Here is a 21,041-nt window from a genome sequence, read left to right on the forward strand (position 1 = left end):
GGCCGATCGCGGATCGTCGTCAGGAGTGTGGATGAACAAGCTGGTGTCCAGTTCCGGAGTGATCGCGGCCAGCGTCCTCCTGACGCTTGCCGGTACGACCACCGCGACGGCGCAGGCCGATCCGCTTCCCGATCTGACGGTCACCACGGTGCTCGACGGACTCGCGAAGCCGTGGGATGCGGTGGTCGCGCCGGACGGAACGGTGCTGACCGGTGAGCGCGCCGGGCGGTTCGTGATCCGCGACGTCGGCGGGGCCACCCGCGAGCTCGCCGCGGACCTCGACGACCTGTACGCGTCCGGCGAGACGGGCCTGATGGGCATTGCCCTCGCGACGGACTTCGAAGCGTCCAGAACCATCTACACGTGCCAGGGCGTGCAGGGCAGTGGCGGTGGCGGCACCGGTAGCGCCGGAACCGGAAGTGCGGGCGGTGGCAGCGACAACCACATCGCCGTGCTCTCGTGGACCGTCGACCCGGGGTGGACGGCTCTGACGCGCACCGGCACCCTCGTCGACGACATTCCCGTCGCCGACGGCGGACGCCACGGCGGCTGCCGAATTCTGGCTCATCCCGACGGCACCCTGTACGTCGGCACCGGAGACACCGCGACGCCGACGGTTCCGCAGGATCGGAACTCGTTGGGCGGCAAGGTTCTGCACATCAACGCCGACGGTTCCGCCGCGGCTGGTTCACCGGATCGCATCTTCACTCTGGGACATCGGAACGTGCAGGGGTTGGCGATTCGGCCCGGCACCGGTCAGATCTACGAGGTGGAGCAGGGCACGACCCGAGACGACGAGCTGAACCTGCTGGTGCCCGGCGGCAACTACGGATACCGTCCCGATCGACTCCCGTTCATCTACGACGAGTCGGTACCGATGACCGATCCCACCCGCGTGCCCGGTGCACTCGCCGCCGTGTGGAGCTCGGGTAGTCCCACCATCGCCACGCCCGGTCTGACCTTCGCGAACGGCGCGGGATGGGGCTCCTGGAACGGGGCCGCGGTGATATCGAGTCAGCAGGGCGAGAAGCTGACGTTTCTGAAGCTGTCCGAGGACGGTACGGAGTACGTCGACGAGGCCGACGCCCTGGTGGGTACGTACGGTCGACTGCGCTCGCTCACCAGCTTCGGCGACGACGGCGCATTCCTGCTGACCACCGACAACGGATCGGACGACAAGGTTCTGCTCGTCACCCCCGCTGCCGACTGATGTGCGGCCCCGAGGTCATCGACACGGTTCACCGCAGAATCGGACGTAGGGCGCTGTTCGGCTCGTTGGGGGCCGCCGCGTTGACCGTTGCGACGGCCGGAGCGGTGCGCGCCGAACCCGTTGCGGCGTCGGCGCTTCCGGCGGGCCGACTCATCGACCTGACCCACACCCTGAGCCCGACGTTTCCGGTGTGGCCGGGCAGCGAACCGTTCTCGATGCGGCCGGTCGCCGCCTACGAGTTGGGCGGCTTCCTGGTGAACAAGTTGTCGTACTGGGAGCACACTGGCACGCACATCGATGCTCCGGCGCACCGCATTCGTGGCGGTGCGACGGCCGACATCCTGCCCCTGGAGGATTTGATCGCCCCGCTGGTCGTGGTGGACATCTCGGCTCGGGCCGCGTCCGATCCAGAGGCCGTGGTGACGACCGAGGACATCGCGCAATGGGAGCGCGAGCACGGCCGAATACCCGACCGCGCGTTGGTGGTGATGCACAGTGGCTGGCAGAACAGGCTGGCCGAGCGCGCGGCACCCGGGTTCGGCGGCGACGCGGCGCAGATGCTGGTACGCGAGCGGGGCATCGTCGGAATCGGAGTCGACACACTGAGCCTCGACCGGATGAACGACCGCGAATATCCTGCGCACACAGCGGTTCTCGGGGCAGGTCGATACGGAGTCGAGGCACTGGCGAACCTGGATGCAGTGCCCCCGGCAGGGGCGACGGTCGTCGTCGGCGCACCGAAGCACGCGGGCGCGACCGGCGGTCCCTGCCGGGTCTTCGCAATAATTCCCGGCTGAACCCGGCTACGCGTCAGTGCGCGTGACTGGGGTTCGCGGCCGGCTCTTCCTCGGTTCCGGCCCCGGGCTCACCGAGCATCGCGGCACCGACCAACGCGTCGGGCACACCGAAACCGTCGACGAGCAGTTCGGCGTGCGGCCGCAGCGTGCGGCACCGCTCGTTGATGGCACGGGTGACGGCCTTGGATCGCTCGGTGGACAGGTAGCGGTGCTCGATGAACCAGGCCTTGTCCGCCTCGATCACCGACAGCGCGTAGAGGTCGCAGACCTCGTCGAGCAGATCCTTGGTGGTGGGGTCCTCGCAGGATTCGATGCCGGCGATGAACGCCTCGAAGATGATCCGATCGATGTGCGCGCTCGCGGCATGCAGAACGTGATCCTGCACCGCGTTGAACGCCTCGAACGGGCTGGTCTCCTTGGACTTGGACTGCAACCGGCGCGCGACGGTGGAGAGCAGGTACTCCTCACGATCTTCGAACATCTTGACCTGGGTGCCGCGGTTGAACAGCGAGCCCTCCTCCTCGTTGTCCTGACGCCGATCGAGGATGGTCTGCATGATCGCCTGGGCCGCAGTGCGTTTGACGACGCGGTCGCCCACCATGTCGGCGGCGAACTTGACCCATTCGACCGGGCTCATGGACTTGACGTCGTCGGCGTACGCGGTGAGCAGCTCCTTGGCCACCAACTGCGTCAGCACATGGTTGTCGCCCTCGAACGTGGTGAACACGTCGGTGTCGGCCTTGAGCGAGATCAACCGGTTCTCGGCGAGATAGCCTGCGCCGCCGCACGCTTCACGGGCTTCCTGGATCGCGGCGGTCGCATGCCAGGTGTTCGCGGCCTTGAGGCCTGCGGCCCTGGACTCGAGCTCGCGCTGCTCCTCGGCGTCGGGGTTGTCCGCGGTCTGCAACTCGTGCATCTTCGACACGAGCTCGTTCTGCGCGAACTGCAGGGCGTAGGACTTGGCGATGAGCGGGAACAGTCGACGCTGATGCACCAGGTAGTCCATGATCAGGACCTCCTGATCGGAATCGGGAGCGGAGAACTGCCTGCGCTGCAACGCGTATCGCGTCGCGATGTCGAGGGCGACACGGGCAGCCGCCGCGGCACTGCCGCCGACCGTGACACGGCCGCGGATCAACGTGCCGAGCATCGTGAAGAACCGTCGAGACTTGTTCTCGATGGGGGAGGAGTACGTACCGTCGTCGGACACGTCGGCGTACTTGTTGAGCAGGTTGTCTCGCGGGATGCGGACGTGATCGAACATGAGGCGGCCGTTGTCGACTCCGGGAAGACCGCCCTTGTACTGGCAGTCCGAGGTGGTGACACCGGGCAGGTCGTCACCGTTCTCGTCGCGCAGTGGAACGAAGAAGCAGTGCACACCGTGGCTCTCGGGCTCCTCGCCCGGGCCTGCGGTGATGAGTTGGGCGAACACAGCGGCGACCGTCGCCGTTTCGGCGGCACCGCCGATGTAGTCCTTGCGCGAGGACGGCGTTGGGGAGTTGATGACGAACTCGTCGGTCTTCGGGTCGTACGTGGCCGTGGTCTCGAGCGACTGCACGTCACTGCCGTGTCCGGTCTCGGTCATGGCGAAGCAGCCGAGCAGGTCGAGACTGATGATCTTGGGGACGTAGGCCTCGTGGTGGCGTTCGGTGCCGAGATTCTCGATGGCACCGCCGAACAGTCCCCACTGGACACCGGCCTTGACCATCAGCGACAGATCGCTCATCGCGAGCATCTCGATCATCGTCACCGCTGCACCGACGTCACCGGTGCCGCCGTGTTCCTTCTTGAAGCCGTTGTCGGCAGCGCCGGCAGCGGCGAGAAGCTTGAGCTGTTCCATCGCCTTGGTGCGGGCGATGACGGTGTTCGGCGTGTAGTGCGGGCGGAACTCGTCGCGGGCAAGCTGCCTGCGCGCCTCGTTCTTCACATCTCGCCAGCGGCCGTCCAGAGTGTTCCGAAGGTGATCCGTTGTGGTTGCCATACCCGACGGTAACCTTTTGCGGCCGCCTGTGAAGGCCGGAAACTCAGACCGGCCAGACGAATTCTTTCCACACCCCGCGGACGGTGCGCCAGAAGCCCGATTTCGCGTACGGACCGTCGTGGAACAGGGACGCGCAGTTGTCCTCCAGAGCCCTGTTCACCAGGGGGCTGAAGTCGGTGAACTCACCGACCAGGAACTCCTTGAAGCCCTCCGGCCACGCGTACTGGGCTGGTTCGTGTTGTGCCTCCACGACCGCGAGTGTAATGCAGCAGTAACACCGATGTTACAAATCCCACTCACTTCAGCAGTGCGAAAGCCTGCTGGGCGACGAGGAACGCGTAGCTGGACGGGATCAGATCGATCGCGCCGTCGGCGCGGAACTGCTCGGTGACGATCCAGTCCTGACCGGAGGCGTCGGTGGCCAGGAACGCGCCCGCCAGATCCCCGGGAGCGCTGCCGCCCTTGAACCCCGAATACGGCCACAGCGCGGCGTCGAGCTGCACTCCCGGAGTGATCGCCAGGATGCGACGGTTCTCCTCGGCCGACTCACTCGTCGCCAGGTAACCCATCGCAGCACAGACGTCCTGCGCGTTGGCGAACCATTCGACCCCGTCGGCCGATGCCGGGTTGTCCAGGAAGTTCTCGAAGTCGATCTCGAGCGGCCTCGCATCGGCCTGCTCGAGCAACTCGACCCGGGAATCGGGGTCGGCCTCGGACCACTCGGCCCGCATGTTCGGATCGCCGAACCCGATGACGAAGAACTGCCGAGTGTCCATCATCGGGGTCATCACCGACGGATCGTGATGACCCATGACCGAGAGCTGACGCTCGACTCGGTCGCGGCCGAGGTGATCCATCAACAGATCCGTTGCGGTGTTGTCGGACAACGAGATCATCTTCTCGGCCGCGTCGCGGACCGACACCCTGGTGCCGTCGGGCAGATTCTGCAGTTCGCCGGACGGCGCGCTCTTGGTGGCGTCGCGAACGGTGAGCTGCTCGTCCCAGCGGACGGTGCCTGCCTCGATCTCGTCGGTGAGCGCGCCGAGGACGTACAGCTTGAACACCGACCCGAGGGGCAGTACCGAATCGGCATTGGTGGAGTAGATCGACTCGCAGTCACCGCCGTTGAGCCGTGACGCGCTGTAGGAGTAGTTCGGAGCCACCTTCGACAGTGCCGCGTCGAGATCGTCGAACGACGAGATCGTGGGAGTGTCCGGCCGGGCCAGGAAGCCGTCGAGTTTGCCGTCCGCACCGATCGACGTCGTGATCGTGGCCGGGATGCCTTCGGTGGTGAAACGCAGGACGCCGGAGTTCGGTCCGGGCTCGAAGCCCGTGGCCACGTTCGGCGCGCCGGCGCGCAACTGTTCGAGTGGTCCGGCGAGCCCACCCAACGGAGCGACGGCCTCGGCCAGCTCGGGGCCGGTGATTGCCTCGACCTCGGCGGAGTCGGGCGCCTCCTCGGCGTTGATCCACCGCAGGATGCGTTCGTTGAGTGCGCCGACGGGAGTCGAGGTGTCGATGACGAAGTCCGGAGCGGTGGTGGTGGGCACGGGCGCTGCGGACGTGCCCCCGCAGGCGGTGAGCGTCAGAGTTGCGGCCACGACCACCCCAACGAGTCTCGTCACGGTGCGCGTCGTCATGCTGCGATGCTAGTGGATTCGGACATTTCGCCACCCGTCCAGTCTCGGGACGGCCGGTCGGGTGCTGTGGCAGTGTGCTCTGGCGTGCTGACTTCCGAAGACGTCCGTCGACTCGACTCCGATCACCTCTGGCACCCCTACAGCCGGTTTCCGGCGAGTGCGACGCCGCTGGTGGTCGACAGTGCGTCGGGAGTGCGACTGACGCTGGCCGACGGCAGGCAACTCGTCGACGGCATGAGCTCGTGGTGGGCGGCGGTGCACGGCTACCGCCATCCGGTGCTCGACGCCGCCGCGCACGATCAGCTGGGCCGGATGAGCCACGTCATGTTCGGCGGACTGACGCACGCCCCGGCGGCCAGGTTGGCCGAGTTGCTGGTCGACATCACGCCCGCAGGGCTCGACAAGGTGTTCCTCGCCGATTCCGGATCGGTCTCGGTTGAAGTCGCGGTGAAGATGGCGTTGCAGTACTGGCGTGGGCGCGGCGAGAACGGCCGCACACGGCTGTTGACCTGGCGCGGCGGCTATCACGGCGACACGTTCGCTCCGATGAGCGTGTGCGACCCGGACGGCGGGATGCACACGCTGTGGACCGATGTATTGGCGAAGCAGGTGTTCGCTCCGGCCCCGCCCGTGGAGTACGACGCCGGCTACGTGACCGAATTCGAGCGGGTACTGAGCGAGCACGCGAGCGAGCTGGCGGCGATCATCGTCGAGCCGATCGTGCAGGGCGCTGGTGGGATGCGGTTCCACGACGCCCGCTATCTGCTTAAACTACGCCGCATGGCCGACGAGTACGGCGTGCTGCTGATCTTCGACGAGATCGCCACCGGCTTCGGCCGAACCGGAGAGTTGTTCGCAGCCGATCACGCCGGTGTCTCGCCCGACATCATGTGCGTAGGCAAGGCATTGACCGGCGGCTATCTCACCTTGGCGGCGACGCTGTGCACCACCGAGGTGGCCGAGACGGTCTCGGGCGGCGAGGCCGGGGGCCTGATGCACGGGCCGACGTTCATGGGGAATCCACTTGCGTGCGCGATTGCGGTGGCCTCGGTTGAGCTGTTGCTCTCGCGCGACTGGCGCGCCGAGGTCGCCGCTATGACATCGGGGTTGGCCGACGGCCTCGCGCCGGCCCGGTCGCTACCGGGAGTCGCCGACATTCGCGTTCTCGGCGGCATCGGCGTCGTCGAGATGCACAGTCCGGTGGACATGGCGCGGGCCACGGCAGCGGCCGTCGACGCGGGAGTGTGGCTGCGGCCGTTCGGCCGTCTGGTGTACGCGATGCCGCCGTTCATCTGCACCGATGCGGAGGTGGCTGCCATCGCGGATGCCATGGTGGCGGTGGCGCGCGACCATACTTGAACGGCGTTCAAGTATGGTGCTGCCATGACCGCTCTGGATTGGCTCGACGCCACCGCGCACGCCCGACGCGAGGCCGGCCTCGAGCGCATCGTGACAGCCCGCACCGCCGAGGACGAAGTCCTCGATCTGGCGTCGAACGACTACCTCGGCCTGTCCATGCATCCGGCCGTCATCGACGGAGCCTGTGCTGCTGCGCGCCGATGGGGCGGCGGATCCACCGGATCGCGGCTGGTCACCGGCACCACAACGGCGCACGAGCGCCTCGAGGACGACCTCGCGGAGTTCGTCGGAGCCGAGGCCGGACTGGTGTTCTCCTCCGGCTACACCGCCAACCTCGGAATCGTGACGGCACTGGCGGGCCGAGATGCACTGGTGATCTCCGACGCCGCGTCGCACGCCTCGCTCATCGATGCCTGCCGACTGTCGCGGGCACGGGTGGCCGTCGCTCGGCACTGCGACACCGACCACGTCGACGAGCTGTTGCGGGAGCGTCCCGAGCAGCGGGCCCTCGTGGTGACCGATTCGGTGTTCAGCACCGACGGCGATCTCGCGCCGCTGGCCGAGCTGTACGCGGTGTGTCGGAGACGGAACGCGGTGCTCGTCGTCGACGAAGCACACGGATTGGGCGTACGCGGCGACGGCGGCAGGGGAGCCGTCCACGAAGCGGGCCTCGCCGGAGCGCCGGACCTGGTGATCACCGCAACGCTGTCCAAGGCCCTCGGATCGCAGGGTGGAGTGGTGCTCGGGCCGGCAGCGGTACGCACGCAGGTGCTGCACGGTGCGCGCACGTTCGTGTTCGACACCGGTCTCGCCCCCGCCTCCGTCGGCGCGGCATCGGCCGCGCTGACCGTCCTACGCGCCGAACCCGACCGGGTCCATTCGATCGGCGTACGTGCAACGCAACTGGCCGCCGCAGCGGGCGTCGAACCGACGAGATCGGCAGTGGTTCCGGTCATCCTGGGCGACGCGCAGCGTGCGGTGCGCGCGGCGGGGGACTGCCTCGAGCTCGGCGTCCGCGTCGGATGCTTTCGGCCACCGTCGGTTCCGGCCGACGGGTCTCGACTGCGACTGACCGCGCGGGCAGATCTCACCGATTCCGATGTCGACCGTGCCGCGTCGGTTCTCGCGGCGGTGTTGAGTACGGCGGTTGTGTGGTGACGGTTCTGCTCGTGACCGGAACGTCGACCGGCGTCGGCAAGACCGTGATCACCGCGGCGCTCGCGGTGGCAGCGCAGGCAGGCGGACGGTCCGTCGCGGTGTGCAAGCCGGCGCAGACCGGCGTCGGAGGTGACTACCCGGACGAAGCCGATATCGATGTGGTGCAACGCTTTCGGGTGTGCAGGGAGTGGAGTTGGCGCGGTACCCCGAGCCGCTGGCTCCGGACGTCGCGGCCCGCCGATCGGGCAGGCCGATGCTCGAACTCGAGGCTGTGGTCGACGCTGTGCGCGCGCTCGACGCGGCCCACGACCTAGTGTTGGTCGAAGGCGCGGGCGGAGTCGCGGTACGTCTGGGCGCAGGAGGGTTCACCGTGCTCGACGTCGCCAAGACTGTGTCTGCGCCGATCGTGATCGTGGCCGGTGCCGAGCTGGGAACGCTCAACCACAGCGCACTGACAATTGCGGCAGCGCGGGCGGCCGGCGTCGAATGTGCAGGTCTGGTGATCGGGTCGTGGCCCGCCGCACCGAGCTTGGCCGCGCGGGTCAACCGCGACGAGTTGCCACTCGTGACGGGGATCGAACTGACCGCGTCTATCCCGGAAGGAGCGGGCCTGTTCGAATCGCGCGCCTTCGAAGCCGTGGCGGTCGAAGCCTTCGGTGAGTTTGTCGAGTCTTTACTCGGGTACCCGGCATAGATCGTCTGCCGGTCCGGCAGTCGAGAACATGGGAGTCCGCCAATGAGCACCACCGTATGGATCATCGTTGCAGTAGTAGTCGTACTCGTGGTCGTTGCCCTCGCCGTCGTCGTGGCACGCAAGGGCAAGGAACGTAAGAGGTTGGAAGCGAACGAGATTCGCGAAAAGGCAGCCGACGATGCCGCAATCGTCGAGGAGCGTGAACTGCTGGCCAGGGAAAGCGAGGCCAAGGCGCGCCGGGCCCAGGCAGAAGCGGATGTCAAAGCGGCCGAGGCCGACAAGCTCGCGCAGCAGGCTCAATCGCACCAGGGAGTAGCGGCGAAGTCGCGCGACGAGCTGGATGCCGAATTCGCCCGGGCGAACGAACTCGATCCGGACGTCGATCATCGATCGGGTGCCAGGGCCGCACATACGGACAACAACGGCCGGCTCGACGATCGCGAGCAGGCGCACCACAGCGGTGCGGACGTCGCCGAGACCTACCCCGGTCAGCACAACTCCGGGACACGAAACGCCGCTGCTCACGATGCCGCCGCACACACGAACACCGACCCGCGTAGCACCGGGGAAAAGGTCCGCGACACGGTCGACCCACGCACGGACAACGGACACCACCGCACGAACTGACGGCGAGAACCTGCTGCCGTCGGGCGAGCCCGGCACCAGCAGGGCTAGTCGGTCGAATTGTGCGGTAACTCGAGTTCGACGACCTCGTGCTCGCCGAGGTCCGGTCGCTCGTTGGTGATCTTCGCCTTGGCGTAGGCCAACAGGTTCGACACCTTCGACCCGGGGGTGGACCAGTACTCGGCCCCCTCGGCGGCCACGTGGATCAAGGCGACCTCGCGCGAATCGGGGTTCTTCTCGAACCACGCGGCCGCCCGGGTGTTCCACAGTTCCTCGGCCTTGGTGTGGTTCTCGACCACCGCGGCCGTACCGGAGAGCGACACCCAGCCCTCACCGGACTGGAACGAGACGTTGACCGTCGGGTTCGCCGCGATGTCGCCCACCTTCCGGGAATCGGTGGCGGCGAAGAACCACAGGTCGCCGTCGAACTCCGCTTCCTGAAGCGCCATCGGGCGCGAGATGAGGTGGCCGTCCCGGCCGACGGTGGTGAACATGCAGAGCCCGGCTTCGGACATCAATTGAGCGACTTTCGTGACGCCGTCCCCGGGGTTGTCGGCGCTTGTTCTCTCGGTGTTCGTCATCGAAACCAACTACCCGGTGTGTAGCTCGCTAAACCGTTAAGGTGACAAAACGGACACGGGTACCGGGAGGCAGTGCATGGGAAAGAACCTCGACAAGAACAATCGACCGGACCTGCGCGTGAGCAACGACGAACGTGAGGCCGTCGTGACCACTCTCGGTCTGGCGATGAGCGAGGGCCGCTTGACGTTGGTCGAGTACGAACAAAGGCTCGACGCGGTGTGGGCGTCGACGACTCGCGGTGATCTGGCCGAGGTCGTGCGCGACTTGCCGGCCCCCGAGAATTCGACGGCAACGGATGTCGCTCGTACGACGAGCGAGTGGCGGGAGTATCTGGACGAGTGGCGCTGGTGGCTCGGTGGTGCCGTGGTCATGAACGGAATCTGGGCCGTTCAATGGATCTCCGACGGCGAACCGACCTCCTACTGGCCTCTGTGGCCCCTCGGTATCTGGGGCATCATCCTGGTCGCGATGGTGTTCATGCCCGAGGATAAGAAAACCGACGACTGAGGCCGGCGTCGACCGCATTATTACGCCCTGTAGTTGGTGATTTCGCCGAACCTGGGACACTGGAAGACGTGACTGTTTCTCCCGGCGACGACGCCCCCGTATCGGCCCAACTCTTCGCCCGCGCGAGCGAGGTCATTCCCGGCGGCGTCAACTCGCCGGTACGCGCCTTCGCGTCGGTCGGCGGAACGCCCCGCTTCATCACGCAGGCCAGCGGATACACGATGACCGATGCCGACGGAAAGTCGTACGTCGACCTCATTTCGTCCTGGGGTCCGATGATCCACGGACACGCCCACCCGGCCATCGTCGAGGCCGTCCAGAAGGCAGCCGCGACCGGCCTGTCGTTCGGTGCGCCCACGCTCCGCGAAATCGAACTGGCCGAGGAAATCGTGCGTCGCGTCGGCCCCGTCGACCAGGTTCGCCTTGTGAATTCAGGCACAGAGGCCACCATGAGCGCGGTGCGCCTGGCCCGCGGCTTCACCGGCCGCACCAAGATCGTCAAGTTCTCCGGCTGCTACCACGGCCACGTCGACGCCCTGCTGGCCGACGCGGGCTCGGGACTCGCCACGCTCGGACTGCCGACCTCCCCCGGCGTCACCGGCGCACAGGCGTCGGACACCATCGTCGTTCCCTACAACGACCTCGCCGCCGTCACCGCAGCCTTCGAGGCCAACCCCGGCCAGATCGCATGCATCATCACCGAGGCAGCCGCAGGCAACATGGGTGCCATCCCGCCGGTCACCGGCTTCAACGAGGGACTGCGCCGCCTCGCGACCGAGCACGGCGCACTGCTGATCATGGACGAGGTGATGACCGGCTTCCGCGTCAGCGCCTCCGGTTGGTACGGCATCGACGGAATCGCAGGCGACCTCTACACCTTCGGCAAGGTCATGTCCGGCGGATTGCCTGCCGCCGCATTCGGCGGTCGCGCGGACGTGATGGCCTACCTCGCGCCCGCCGGACCGGTGTACCAGGCAGGCACGCTCAGCGGTAACCCCGTCGCCGTCGCGGCCGGATTGACGAGCCTGCAACTGGCCGACGCAGCCGTCTACGAGAAGTTGCAGACCAACTCGCAGAGGCTCGGAACACTGCTCGGCGACGCCCTGACCGCCGAAGGCGTCACCCATCACGTGCAGTTCGCGGGCACTATGGTGAGTGTGTTCTTCGCCGATGGACCCGTCACCGACTACGCGCAGGCCAAGGCCGCGCAGACGTGGCGATACCCGGCGTTCTTCCACGCGTTCCTCTCCCGCGGGGTGTACCCGCCGCCGAGCGCATTCGAAGCCTGGTTCGTCTCCGCTGCCCTCGACGACCGAGCCTTCGAGATCATCGCCGACGCGGCCCCGGCCGCCGCCAAGGCCGCAGCGGCCGCCACCGCACCACTGTGACGTCTACACAGAACTGATCTTCCACCCGACTAGCGAGAAACAGGACCCCGACGTGACCGAGGCCCCCGCAACACATCCGCACTCGACGACGCGCACCATCGTGCACGTCCTCCGGCACGGCGAGGTGCACAACCCCAAGGGAATCCTGTACGGACGTCTGCCCGGCTTCAAGCTCTCGGTGACCGGTCAGTCGCAGGCCAAGGCAGTGGCCGACGCGCTCGCCGGCCACGACATCACCCACGTCGTGGCATCGCCGCTGCTGCGCGCACAGGAAACAGCCGGACCCATCGCGGCGGCTCACGGCCTGACGATCGCCGAGGACGAGAACCTCATCGAAGCAGGCAACGAGTTCGAGGGACTGCGCGTGGCCGTCGGCGACGGTGCCCTGCGCCGACCACGGCACTGGTGGAAGCTTCGCGATCCCTTCACCCCGTCGTGGGGCGAGCCGTATCTGCAGATCGCGCACCGCATGCTCGCCGCCGTCAACGCGGCCCGCGTCGAAGCCGTCGGGCACGAGGCCGTCTGCGTCAGCCACCAGCTCCCGGTGTGGACACTGCGCCGATTCCTGCAGGGCGACCGGCTCTGGCACGACCCGCGTAATCGTCAGTGCGGACTCGCCTCGCTCACCTCGCTCGTCTACGAGGGCGATCAGCTCGTGGACCTCGTCTACTCCGAGCCCGCAGGAGCATCCGATCCGAGGATCTCCGGTGCGTAGGTTTCTGCTCGCAGTGTCCGCGGTGGCACTTGTCGCCGGCTGCTCGACCGGCACCGACGCGGTGGCGCAGGGCGGCACTTTCCAGTTCGTCTCACCCGGCGGCAAGACCGACATCTTCTACGAGCCCGACGAGCGCGGCACCATCGGCGAACTGTCCGGGCCGGATCTGATGACCGAGGGCAAGACGACCTCGTTGTCCGACTACGACGGTGACGTCGTCGTTCTCAACGTCTGGGGTCAGTGGTGCGGTCCGTGCCGCGGCGAGGCCGACGACCTCGAAGACGTCTACGAGGCCACCAAGTCCCTCGGCGTCGAGTTCCTCGGCATCAACGTGCGCGACGAGTCGCAGACCGCCGCACAGGACTTCGTCGTCAGCAACAACGTGAGCTACTCCTCGATCTACGACCCGCCCATGCGCACCCTCAACGCGCTCGGCGGCGTCCCCACCTCCGTCATTCCGACGACCGTCGTGCTCGACCGACAGCATCGCGTCGCGGCAGTGTTCTTGCGGGAGCTGCTCGCCGAGGACCTGCAACCCGTCGTCGAGCGTGTGGCAGCCGAGGAGCCAGTGCAGCAGTGAACGTGACTCACCTGGCCGGGATCGGCGCGAGTTTCCAGGAAGCCGCGGCCTCCGGGCCACTGATCCTGGCCCTCGGAGCCTGCGTGCTGGCCGGGCTCGTCTCCTTCGCGTCGCCGTGCGTGGTGCCCCTGGTGCCCGGATACCTCTCGTACCTCGCCGGAGTTGTCGGAGCCGATGCCCCGGCCGTCAGCGCCGACGAGGCGGCGGTGAAGACGAAGGTGCGCAGCGGCCGGTTGCGCGTGGCCGGGGCGGCGGGACTGTTCGTCCTCGGATTCACCGTCGTGTTCGTTCTCGCCACCGCATCGGTGTTCGGAGCGATCTCCGTCCTGTCGATCAACCGCGAACTGCTCATGCGAATCGGCGGCGTCGTCACCATCGCCATGGGCCTGGTGTTCGTCGGACTGATCCCGGCCCTGCAGCGCGACGTGCGCTTCGAGCCGAGGCAGATCGGCTCACTGGCCGGAGCGCCGCTGCTCGGCGGTGTCTTCGCACTCGGATGGACTCCGTGCCTCGGGCCGACGCTCGCAGGCGTCATCTCTCTGGCCGCAGGGACCGACGGCACGACGGCAGCGCGTGGCGTCGTCCTGATCGTGGCGTACTGCCTCGGTCTCGGCCTACCGTTCGTGATCCTCGCGTTCGGTTCGGTCAGCGCGCTGCGAGGCGTCGGCTGGCTACGTACACATGCACGACAGATACAGGTGTTCGGCGGAATCATGTTGATAGCAGTAGGAATTGCACTGGTCACCGGTGCCTGGGATCAGTTCGTCGGTTGGGTGCGCGACGCCTTCGTCTCCGATGTGGTGTTGCCGATATGACCGCCGACGTCGAAGAACGTACCGAGGCGTCGCCGCCGCACAAGCAATCGATGCTGGGCAGGGCAGTGGCTCTGGTCCGCAACACCTGGCGCGGCCTGACCAGCATGCGAACCGCGCTCGTGCTGCTGTTCCTGCTGGCCTTCGCCGCAGTGCCCGGTGCCTTGGTGCCGCAGCGCAGCCTCAACGCGGGCAAGGTCGACGAGTACATCGCCGACCGCCCGACCCTCGGCCCGATCATGGACAGGCTCGAACTGTTCGACGTCTTCGGCAGCTTCTGGTTCACCGCGATCTACGCGCTGCTGTTCGTCTCGCTCATCGGCTGCATCCTGCCGCGCTGCATCGAGCACGCGAAGCAGTTGCGTACCAAGCCCGTTCGCGCGCCCCGCAACCTCTCCCGTCTGCCGCACCACAGTCGCTACGACGTCGACGGAACGCCGGAGGAGGTCGCCGCACAGGTGCGCACCCAGTTGCGCGGCTGGCGCGTCGCCCAGCGAACCGAGGACGGCGGAGCAGTGACGCTGTCGGCGGAGAAGGGCTACGTCCGCGAACTCGGCAACCTCGTCTTCCACCTCTCGCTCGTCGGACTGCTCGCCGCCATCGCCATGGGCAAACTGCTCGGATACGAAGGCAACCGCATCGTCATCGCCGACGACGGACCCGGCTTCTGCACCTCGACCCCGGCGAACTACGACTCGTTCCGCGCAGGCAACCTCGTCGACGGCACCGACCTCGAACCACTGTGCGTGCGCGTCAAGGACTTCACGGCCGACTACCTCGACACCGGCCAGGCCGAGATGTTCACCTCCAACATCGAGTACCAGGCAGGCCAGGACCTCACGAACAACGTCTGGCGCGACGACCAACTGCAGGTCAACCATCCGCTGCGCGTCGCCGGAGACCGTGTCTACCTGCAGGGCCACGGCTACGCACCCACCTTCACCGTGACGTTCCCCAACGGCGAAACCCGCACCGACACCATCCAATGGCAGCCGACGGACGCCACGACCTTCCTCTCCAGCGGAGTACTGCGCGTCGACCCGCCCGGCGGCTTGTATCCCGACGCTTTGGACCGGCGCAAGAACCAGATCGCCATCGAGGGACTGTTCGCGCCGACGGCGTCGTTCCACGGCAGCCTGCTGTCGTCGAGCTTCCCCGCCATGAACGACCCCGCCGTCGCCATCGACATCTACAAGGGCGACACCGGACTCGACACCGGACTGCCGCAGTCCATCTTCTCGCTCGATCAGGAAATGATCGCCCAGGGACGCCTCGTGAAACAGGACCGCGTCAACCTGATGCCAGGAGAATCCGCGACGCTCAGCGACGGAACGGTCGTCACGTTCGACGGAGCGAAGGAATTCGTCAACCTTCAGGTCTCGCACGACCCGGCTCAGACCTGGGTGCTCGTCTTCGCACTCACGATGATGGGCGGACTGCTCGTCTCACTGGTGATCAAGCGTCGCAGAATCTGGGTCCGACTCACCGCCGACGCCCAGGCACGACGTACTGTAGTAGACCTCGGCGGACTTGCACGCACCGATCAGGCGGGGTGGGGCGAAGAGTTCGACCGCCTGTGCACCCGCCTGCTCGGCGATACCTCGAAACAGGAGAACTGACCGATGCCGATCAACGAGACCCTCTCGCAGTACAGCGACTGGTCCTTCGAATCAGCGTTCACCATCTACGTGCTCGCATTCGTCCTGCTCATCGCCCAGTACGCCTCCGCCAAGGCGACGGCCGCCCAGGCCAAGGAACTCGTCGGTGCCGGTGCCCCCGTTGCCGACAGCCGACCGGGACGCGTCGTCGAAACGCCGAAGCGCCCGCTGTCCGAGCGACTCGCAGGTATGGGCTTCGCGTTGCTCGCCCCGGCTCTCGCCCTGCACGTCGCCTCGGTGGTGCTCCGCGGTTTCGCTACCCACCGCTTCCCGCTCGGCAACATGTACGAGTTCGTCACCATGGCCACCGCAGCCGCTGCCCTCACCTCGGTGATCGTGCTGCGCAAGAAGACGATGCGCCCGATGCTCGTGTTCGTCCTCGCACCGGTCATCGTGCTGATGTTCTTCGCCGCCACCAAGCTCTACGCCGACGCCGCACCGGTCGTCCCCGCACTGCGCTCCTACTGGCTGCCCATCCACGTCACCATCGTCAGCGTCGGCAGCGGCATCCTGCTGGTCTCCGGTGTCGCGTCCCTGCTGTTCCTGCTGCGCATCAAGCAGCCCCTGGGAGAGGAAAGCGTCGGTTTCTGGGGCAAATTCGCCTCCAAGCTGCCCGACGCCCAGGCCCTCGACCGACTCGCCTACAAGACGACCATCGTCGCCTTCCCGCTCTTCGGAGCCGGCGTCATCCTCGGCGCAATCTGGGCCGAAGCCGCCTGGGGACGCTTCTGGGGCTGGGACCCCAAAGAGACGATGTCGTTCATCACCTGGATCATCTACGCCGCCTACCTGCACGCCCGCGCCACCTCCGGATGGCGCAACACCCGCGCCGCCTGGATCAACATCGCCGGATTCACCGCCATGCTCTTCAACCTCTTCATCATCAACATGGTGGTCTCGGGACTGCACAGCTACGCGGGTCTGAACTAGTTTTCGACAGCTGTGCAGGCTCCGCGCGGGACTGCCAGCTGGTAGCGTCCGATCCGGCTCGATGGGGGACACATCCGAGCTCGGATCTTCGATGTGGACGCGAACTGGGGGGAATCGGTCATGGCCGATCGGCACGAGGACAACTGGCAACCCGTCCGGCCTCTGGACGACGATGTGCCCGAAGAACACGTAGCGCCGTCCCCTGGATCCGAGCCGGTCGTCGTCGCATCGACGTCGGAGGCCACATCCGCACCGCCGCGGGAGCCCTTCCGATCGACCCCCATCACCATGCCGCCCGAGAGCATCTCGAACCCGCCCGCGCCGCAGCCCGAGGCCGCGCCCACACCGCCGCCGGTTCCTGCGCCGCGCGCGGCCCAACCGAAGGACGGATCTGAGCCGGTACAAGGTGGAGGTAACGATGCCGTGGTCGCCGCGACCCCGGCCGAGGTAGACAAGACGGCAACGGCGGCACCCACGAAACCGGTGGAACCGCCGAAGACTCCCGTGGCGTCGACCGTGAAACCGACTCCTCCACACACGCCGAGCGAAGCGAGCCCGCCCGTCGTATCGGGACCGACCCCGCCGCAGAATCCGGTGCCGCAGAACCCGGTGCCGCAGAACCCGGTGCCGCAGAACCCGGTGCAACAGAACCAGTGGGCTCCGCAGAATGTCGGCGGGCCGCAGAATCAAGCTGGGCCGCAGAACTATTGGGCACCACAGAACCATGGCAGCCCACAGGGGCAGTTCGCGCCGGAGGGGCAATGGAACCCCCAGAATCAGTGGAACCCCCAGAACCAATGGGGACCTCAGCCCGGCCAGTGGCCCGAGCAGCCGCATCCGGGTCAGCCCCAGCAGCTTCGGCAAGGCCCGGGCGACGCGTTGGTGGTCGCACCGGGAGCGGTACCGGCCGTGGACCCGAATCGGTCGGGGGAGCAGTTGGCACCGCAGCCGGTGTCCTCGCTCGATCTCGGCAGTTCGTTGCTCGTCCGGTCAGGGAATGCGCCGCCGGTGGCCGGGTGGCGTCGGGCGCTGTATCTGATGTCGGGTGGTCGTGTGGACGTCGGCAACAGTGCGGCCCAGCAGCGACGCCTGGTGTTGACGGCGCAGGTGGATCGGCCTCTCGTCGGGTGCCATCGTGTCGCGGTCCTGTCGCTGAAGGGGGGTGTCGGCAAGACCACGACGACGGCCACCCTCGGCTCGACGTTCGCCGAGATTCGAGGTGATCGGGTGATCGCTATCGACGCCAACCCCGACCGTGGAACGCTGGGGCAGAAGGTGCCGCTCGAGACGGCTGCCACCGTTCGTAATCTGTTGCGCGACATACAGTCTCTTGATCGCTACAGCGATGTCAGGGCCTACACGTCGCAGAACGTGCATCGACTGGAGGTGTTGGCATCCGATTCGGACCCGGCGGCCTCGGAGGCATTCAGCGGTGAGGATTACGACCGCGCGGTGTCGCTGCTCGAGAAGTTCTACAGCATCGTCATCACGGACTGCGGCACCGGTCTGATGCACTCGGCCATGGAAAGAATCCTCGAGGGAGCCGACACACTGGTGGTGGTCAGCTCGGGATCGGTGGATGGTGTGCGGAGCGCGTCGGCAACGCTGGATTGGCTCGATGCGCACGGCTATCGCGAGCTGGTCGCCACATCGGTTGCGGTGGTCAACGGGGTTCGGCCGAGGGCCGGAAAGGTCGACCTGCAGAAGGTTGTCGAGCACTTCGAGCAACGATGCGCCCGGGTGCGAACGATCCCGTTCGACCCGCATCTCGAGGAGGGGGCGGAAATCGAACTCGATCGTCTTCGTGGACGCACGCGGAATGCGCTGTTGGAAGTCGCAGCGGCGGTAGCGGCAGGATTCCCCGACGCGCCCACCGCTACCCACCGCTACTGAGAGCTACCGGACCCTACTCGCTGGGTTCGGTGCCGGCCTCGGTCCCGTCTTTCCCTCCGCGGCGAGCTTCACGGTTGATTCGCCACAGAAAATCGGGATCGTCATCGGGTCCGACAGTGCGGGTGGGTGGAGCCTGCGTGCTGGGTCCGAATGCCTTCCAGAACAGCACGATCACTGCCACCAAGCCGATCAACGCCAATAGATAAATCACGACGCACCTCCTACTACGAGGGTAGCCGTGATGCAACCACCTCCGCACCCGTCGAGCGTCGAAGATTCCTGAGAATGTTCGATGAGTTCGTACGGGTACGGATACCGCCGGTGGATCGCCCTTCGGGGCTTGCGAATCAGTGGTGTGTGCCGGCTTCCGTCGTCAGAGAGGTCAGCAACTGCATGACCTCGGTCTCGCGGAATCGACGGTGCCCGCCCGGAGTGCGGAGCGATCCGAGGCGCCCGGCGTGGGCCCAGCGCGTCACTGTCTTGGGGTCGACGTGAAAAAGCGCGGCTACCTGACCCGGCGTGAGAAGTGAGTCCTGAGCCTTGTGAAATGTGGGTGCGCTCATCTGTCGTGTCCTCCTACGATGCGGTTCGGTGCATATGCGTCGAACCGGAGATATCGGTCTGCTGCGTTCGGTCCCCATGGTTGCACTCGAACCCCTAGGTACTCGACTGATACAAGGTTGGTAAAGGGGAGGTAATGGACAAATCGGTCATGCCGGGGTTGGGTCGGTATGCCTGCCGAGCCCGGTAGATTGGGACCCGTGAGCGACGCGACGAATGCCGAGAGTAACAATCCCACCAGCGGAAATGCCGCGCCAGGTAGGTCGGCGAAGAAGTCCCTCGCCGTCAACCTCGGTGTCTACACCTTCGCGCGACTGGCGCTCGTCGTCGTGATCGCGGCCGTCATCGTCGGGGTCGGTTTACTCTTCGGCGTCGAGGTCCCGGTACTCGTGGCCGCGATTTTCTCGGTGCTGATCTCGCTACCGCTGTCGCTGCTCCTGTTCAAGAACATGCGCATCCGCGTCAACGAGTCCATTGCAGCTGTCGACGAGGACAGGCGCGCCGCGCGCGCGGACCTGCAGTCGAAGCTGCGCGGTGAAGACGGCAAGAAATGACCAGGTCGGTCGATCACTCGGGATCTCGGGCGTGGGTCGACAACGCAGTCCGGTTGATCGAGGCCGATTCCCAGCGCAGCGCGGACACACATCTGTTGCGCTACCCCCTCCCCGCGGCCTGGGGGATCTCGCTGTACCTCAAGGACGAGTCGACGCACATCACCGGCAGCCTGAAGCATCGGCTGGCTCGGTCGCTCTTTCTGTACGCAATCTGCAACGGCTGGGTCACCGAACGCACCACGGTGATCGAGGCTTCGTCGGGCTCCACTGCGGTCAGTGAAGCGTATTTCGCCGGACTGCTCGGATTGAAATTCGTCGCCGTGATGCCACGGAGCACAAGCCCGGCCAAGATCGCACTCATCGAGTCCCACGGCGGAAGATGTCACTTCGTCGACAAGCCCGGCGAGATGTACACCGAAGCGCATCGACTCGCGGCTGAGCCCGACAGCCACTACATGGACCAGTTCACGCACGCCGAACGAGCCACCGACTGGCGCGGAAACAACAACATCGCCGAGTCCATCTTCGACCAGTTGCGGCTCGAGGAATGCCCCATTCCCGACTGGGTGGTCGTCGGTGCAGGAACCGGTGGAACCAGCGCCACCATCGGCCGCTACATCCGATATCGCAGGCACGCAACGCAACTGGCAGTGGTCGACCCCGAGAATTCGGCGTTCATCGGCGGCTACGAGTCCGGAGACGCGGGTTACGAAACAGGGCTGTCCTCCCGCATCGAGGGCATCGGTCGACCGCGCGTCGAACCCTCGTTCGTCGGCCAGGTGATCGATCGGATGATCGCGGTGCCCGACGCCGCCTCCGTGGCCGCCGCACGATTCACCTCAAACGCACTCGGCAAACGGGTGGGCGGTTCGACGGGCACCAACATCTGGGGTGCCTTCGGATTGATCGCGGAAATGATCGCCGCAGGCCGCAGCGGGAGCGTGGTGACACTGCTGTGCGACGGTGGAGATCGATATTCGCAGACCTACTTCGACGACGCCTGGGTCTCGAACCAGGGCATGGACCTCGACGGAGCAACGGCAGCGCTGGAACGGTTCATTCGTACCGGGGTGCTCTGAGGCGACCTACTTGCTCACCGCCATCGATGCCGCTGCCGTTGCAGCAGACACCGCGGTGACCGCCGGCCAGGCACCGATCTTCTTGGCGAGCGGGTGCGAGGCACCGAACGCGACGAGGTAGGTCCCGAGCAAGGCACCGGCACGGGCCGAACCCGAGGATTTCTGCCAACGGATCGTGCATGCCACCCCGACAGCTGCGAGCACCGCTCCGCCGAGCTGACGATTGTGTGACTGCCGGGCAACGGCGAAGCCGCCGAGCAGACCGCCGGCAGCGAGCGCGGACGTGGCGAGCGAGCGGCGAGTGTCGTTGGTGGGCATG

General features: G+C 66.5%; 22 protein-coding genes and 1 pseudogene. 16 read left to right on the forward strand and 7 right to left on the reverse strand.

Annotation, left to right across the window (positions count from 1 at the left end; translation table 11 throughout):
* Positions 1 to 31: 31 nt before the first annotated feature.
* Both CH251_RS16345 and CH251_RS16350 read left to right on the forward strand, forming a co-directional pair.
* Positions 32 to 1,210: a sorbosone dehydrogenase family protein gene (locus CH251_RS16345; protein WP_094614047.1), complete on the forward strand. Its 1,179-nt coding sequence runs from the start codon at positions 32 to 34 to the stop codon at positions 1,208 to 1,210.
* Positions 1,210 to 2,007 (forward strand): cyclase family protein, encoded by a 798-nt coding sequence (locus CH251_RS16350; protein WP_094614048.1) that lies wholly within the window; start codon positions 1,210 to 1,212, stop codon positions 2,005 to 2,007. The genes CH251_RS16345 and CH251_RS16350 overlap by 1 nt, the downstream gene beginning before the upstream one ends.
* A 13-nt stretch (positions 2,008 to 2,020) precedes the next feature.
* On the opposite strand, the gene CH251_RS16355 is transcribed toward CH251_RS16350, so the two are convergent.
* The 3 genes from CH251_RS16355 to CH251_RS16365 are packed head-to-tail and all read right to left on the reverse strand — an operon-like array spanning position 2,021 to position 5,628.
* Positions 2,021 to 3,988: an acyl-CoA dehydrogenase gene (locus CH251_RS16355; RefSeq protein WP_094614049.1), complete on the reverse strand. Its 1,968-nt coding sequence runs from the start codon at positions 3,986 to 3,988 to the stop codon at positions 2,021 to 2,023.
* 43 nt (positions 3,989 to 4,031) lie between these two features.
* Positions 4,032 to 4,238: an inositol 2-dehydrogenase gene (locus tag CH251_RS16360; RefSeq protein WP_094614050.1), complete on the reverse strand. Its 207-nt coding sequence runs from the start codon at positions 4,236 to 4,238 to the stop codon at positions 4,032 to 4,034.
* 46 nt (positions 4,239 to 4,284) lie between these two features.
* Positions 4,285 to 5,628, reverse strand: coding sequence for a serine hydrolase (locus CH251_RS16365; protein WP_094614051.1), 1,344 nt, complete (start codon positions 5,626 to 5,628; stop codon positions 4,285 to 4,287).
* Positions 5,629 to 5,712: 84 nt separating this feature from the next.
* On the opposite strand from CH251_RS16365, the gene CH251_RS16370 reads away from it, so the two are divergent.
* From CH251_RS16370 to CH251_RS16385, 4 genes and pseudogenes are all read left to right on the forward strand, one after another.
* Positions 5,713 to 6,987, forward strand: a complete 1,275-nt coding sequence (locus CH251_RS16370) for an adenosylmethionine--8-amino-7-oxononanoate transaminase (RefSeq protein ID WP_373454957.1) — start codon at positions 5,713 to 5,715, stop codon at positions 6,985 to 6,987.
* 24 nt (positions 6,988 to 7,011) lie between these two features.
* Entirely contained in the window at positions 7,012 to 8,145 is a 1,134-nt protein-coding gene (locus CH251_RS16375; protein WP_094614052.1) for an 8-amino-7-oxononanoate synthase, read from the forward strand.
* Positions 8,142 to 8,839, forward strand: a pseudogene (gene bioD, locus CH251_RS16380) (dethiobiotin synthase). The gene CH251_RS16375 and the pseudogene bioD overlap by 4 nt, the downstream one beginning before the upstream one ends.
* Before the next feature lie 42 nt (positions 8,840 to 8,881).
* Positions 8,882 to 9,466, forward strand: a complete 585-nt coding sequence (locus CH251_RS16385; RefSeq protein ID WP_094614053.1) for a hypothetical protein — start codon at positions 8,882 to 8,884, stop codon at positions 9,464 to 9,466.
* Between the two features lie 44 nt (positions 9,467 to 9,510).
* Here the strand turns inward: CH251_RS16385 and CH251_RS16390 are convergent, their stop codons facing one another.
* Positions 9,511 to 10,044 (reverse strand): pyridoxamine 5'-phosphate oxidase family protein, encoded by a 534-nt coding sequence (locus CH251_RS16390; protein WP_094614054.1) that lies wholly within the window; start codon positions 10,042 to 10,044, stop codon positions 9,511 to 9,513.
* A 76-nt stretch (positions 10,045 to 10,120) separates the two neighbouring features.
* On the opposite strand from CH251_RS16390, the gene CH251_RS16395 reads away from it, so the two are divergent.
* From CH251_RS16395 to CH251_RS16430, 8 genes are all read left to right on the forward strand, one after another.
* Positions 10,121 to 10,552: a DUF1707 domain-containing protein gene (locus tag CH251_RS16395; protein WP_094614055.1), complete on the forward strand. Its 432-nt coding sequence runs from the start codon at positions 10,121 to 10,123 to the stop codon at positions 10,550 to 10,552.
* A gap of 68 nt (positions 10,553 to 10,620) precedes the next feature.
* Positions 10,621 to 11,940 carry a glutamate-1-semialdehyde 2,1-aminomutase gene (gene hemL / locus CH251_RS16400; protein ID WP_094614056.1) on the forward strand — a complete coding sequence of 440 codons (1,320 nt, stop codon included), beginning with the start codon at positions 10,621 to 10,623 and terminating at the stop codon, positions 11,938 to 11,940.
* A gap of 52 nt (positions 11,941 to 11,992) precedes the next feature.
* Positions 11,993 to 12,655, forward strand: a complete 663-nt coding sequence (locus CH251_RS16405; RefSeq protein WP_094614057.1) for a histidine phosphatase family protein — start codon at positions 11,993 to 11,995, stop codon at positions 12,653 to 12,655.
* Complete coding sequence (locus CH251_RS16410) at positions 12,648 to 13,235, forward strand: TlpA disulfide reductase family protein (protein ID WP_094614058.1); 588 nt, start codon at positions 12,648 to 12,650, stop codon at positions 13,233 to 13,235. Before CH251_RS16405 ends, CH251_RS16410 begins: the two co-directional genes overlap by 8 nt.
* Positions 13,232 to 14,050 (forward strand): cytochrome c biogenesis CcdA family protein, encoded by an 819-nt coding sequence (locus CH251_RS16415; RefSeq protein ID WP_373454958.1) that lies wholly within the window; start codon positions 13,232 to 13,234, stop codon positions 14,048 to 14,050. The genes CH251_RS16410 and CH251_RS16415 overlap by 4 nt, the downstream gene beginning before the upstream one ends.
* The gene (locus CH251_RS16420; protein WP_094614059.1) at positions 14,047 to 15,666 is read left to right on the forward strand and encodes a cytochrome c biogenesis protein ResB; all 1,620 of its coding nucleotides are present in this window, start codon (positions 14,047 to 14,049) and stop codon (positions 15,664 to 15,666) included. The genes CH251_RS16415 and CH251_RS16420 overlap by 4 nt, the downstream gene beginning before the upstream one ends.
* A gap of 3 nt (positions 15,667 to 15,669) precedes the next feature.
* Complete coding sequence (gene ccsB / locus CH251_RS16425; RefSeq protein ID WP_094614060.1) at positions 15,670 to 16,635, forward strand: c-type cytochrome biogenesis protein CcsB; 966 nt, start codon at positions 15,670 to 15,672, stop codon at positions 16,633 to 16,635.
* Between the two features lie 120 nt (positions 16,636 to 16,755).
* The gene (locus CH251_RS16430) at positions 16,756 to 18,528 is read left to right on the forward strand and encodes an AAA family ATPase (protein ID WP_373454959.1); all 1,773 of its coding nucleotides are present in this window, start codon (positions 16,756 to 16,758) and stop codon (positions 18,526 to 18,528) included.
* Between the two features lie 13 nt (positions 18,529 to 18,541).
* Here CH251_RS16430 and CH251_RS16435 read toward each other — a convergent pair whose 3' ends face one another.
* Both CH251_RS16435 and CH251_RS16440 read right to left on the reverse strand, forming a co-directional pair.
* Positions 18,542 to 18,739, reverse strand: a complete 198-nt coding sequence (locus CH251_RS16435; protein ID WP_032393904.1) for a hypothetical protein — start codon at positions 18,737 to 18,739, stop codon at positions 18,542 to 18,544.
* Between the two features lie 136 nt (positions 18,740 to 18,875).
* Entirely contained in the window at positions 18,876 to 19,091 is a 216-nt protein-coding gene (locus CH251_RS16440) for a BldC family transcriptional regulator (protein WP_008713732.1), read from the reverse strand.
* Positions 19,092 to 19,259: 168 nt separating this feature from the next.
* Between CH251_RS16440 and CH251_RS16445 the strand changes: the two genes are divergently transcribed.
* Positions 19,260 to 19,643: a DUF4229 domain-containing protein gene (locus tag CH251_RS16445; RefSeq protein WP_094614061.1), complete on the forward strand. Its 384-nt coding sequence runs from the start codon at positions 19,260 to 19,262 to the stop codon at positions 19,641 to 19,643.
* Positions 19,640 to 20,722 (forward strand): PLP-dependent cysteine synthase family protein, encoded by a 1,083-nt coding sequence (locus CH251_RS16450; protein WP_094614062.1) that lies wholly within the window; start codon positions 19,640 to 19,642, stop codon positions 20,720 to 20,722. Before CH251_RS16445 ends, CH251_RS16450 begins: the two co-directional genes overlap by 4 nt.
* A gap of 6 nt (positions 20,723 to 20,728) precedes the next feature.
* Here the strand turns inward: CH251_RS16450 and CH251_RS16455 are convergent, their stop codons facing one another.
* A complete protein-coding gene (locus tag CH251_RS16455) occupies positions 20,729 to 21,040 on the reverse strand; it encodes a hypothetical protein (RefSeq protein ID WP_094614114.1) in 312 nt (103 codons plus the stop codon).
* Position 21,041: the final 1 nt, after the last annotated feature.

The sequence above is a fragment of the Rhodococcus sp. 06-462-5 genome, assembly GCF_002258315.1.
GTDB lineage: Bacteria > Actinomycetota > Actinomycetes > Mycobacteriales > Mycobacteriaceae > Rhodococcoides.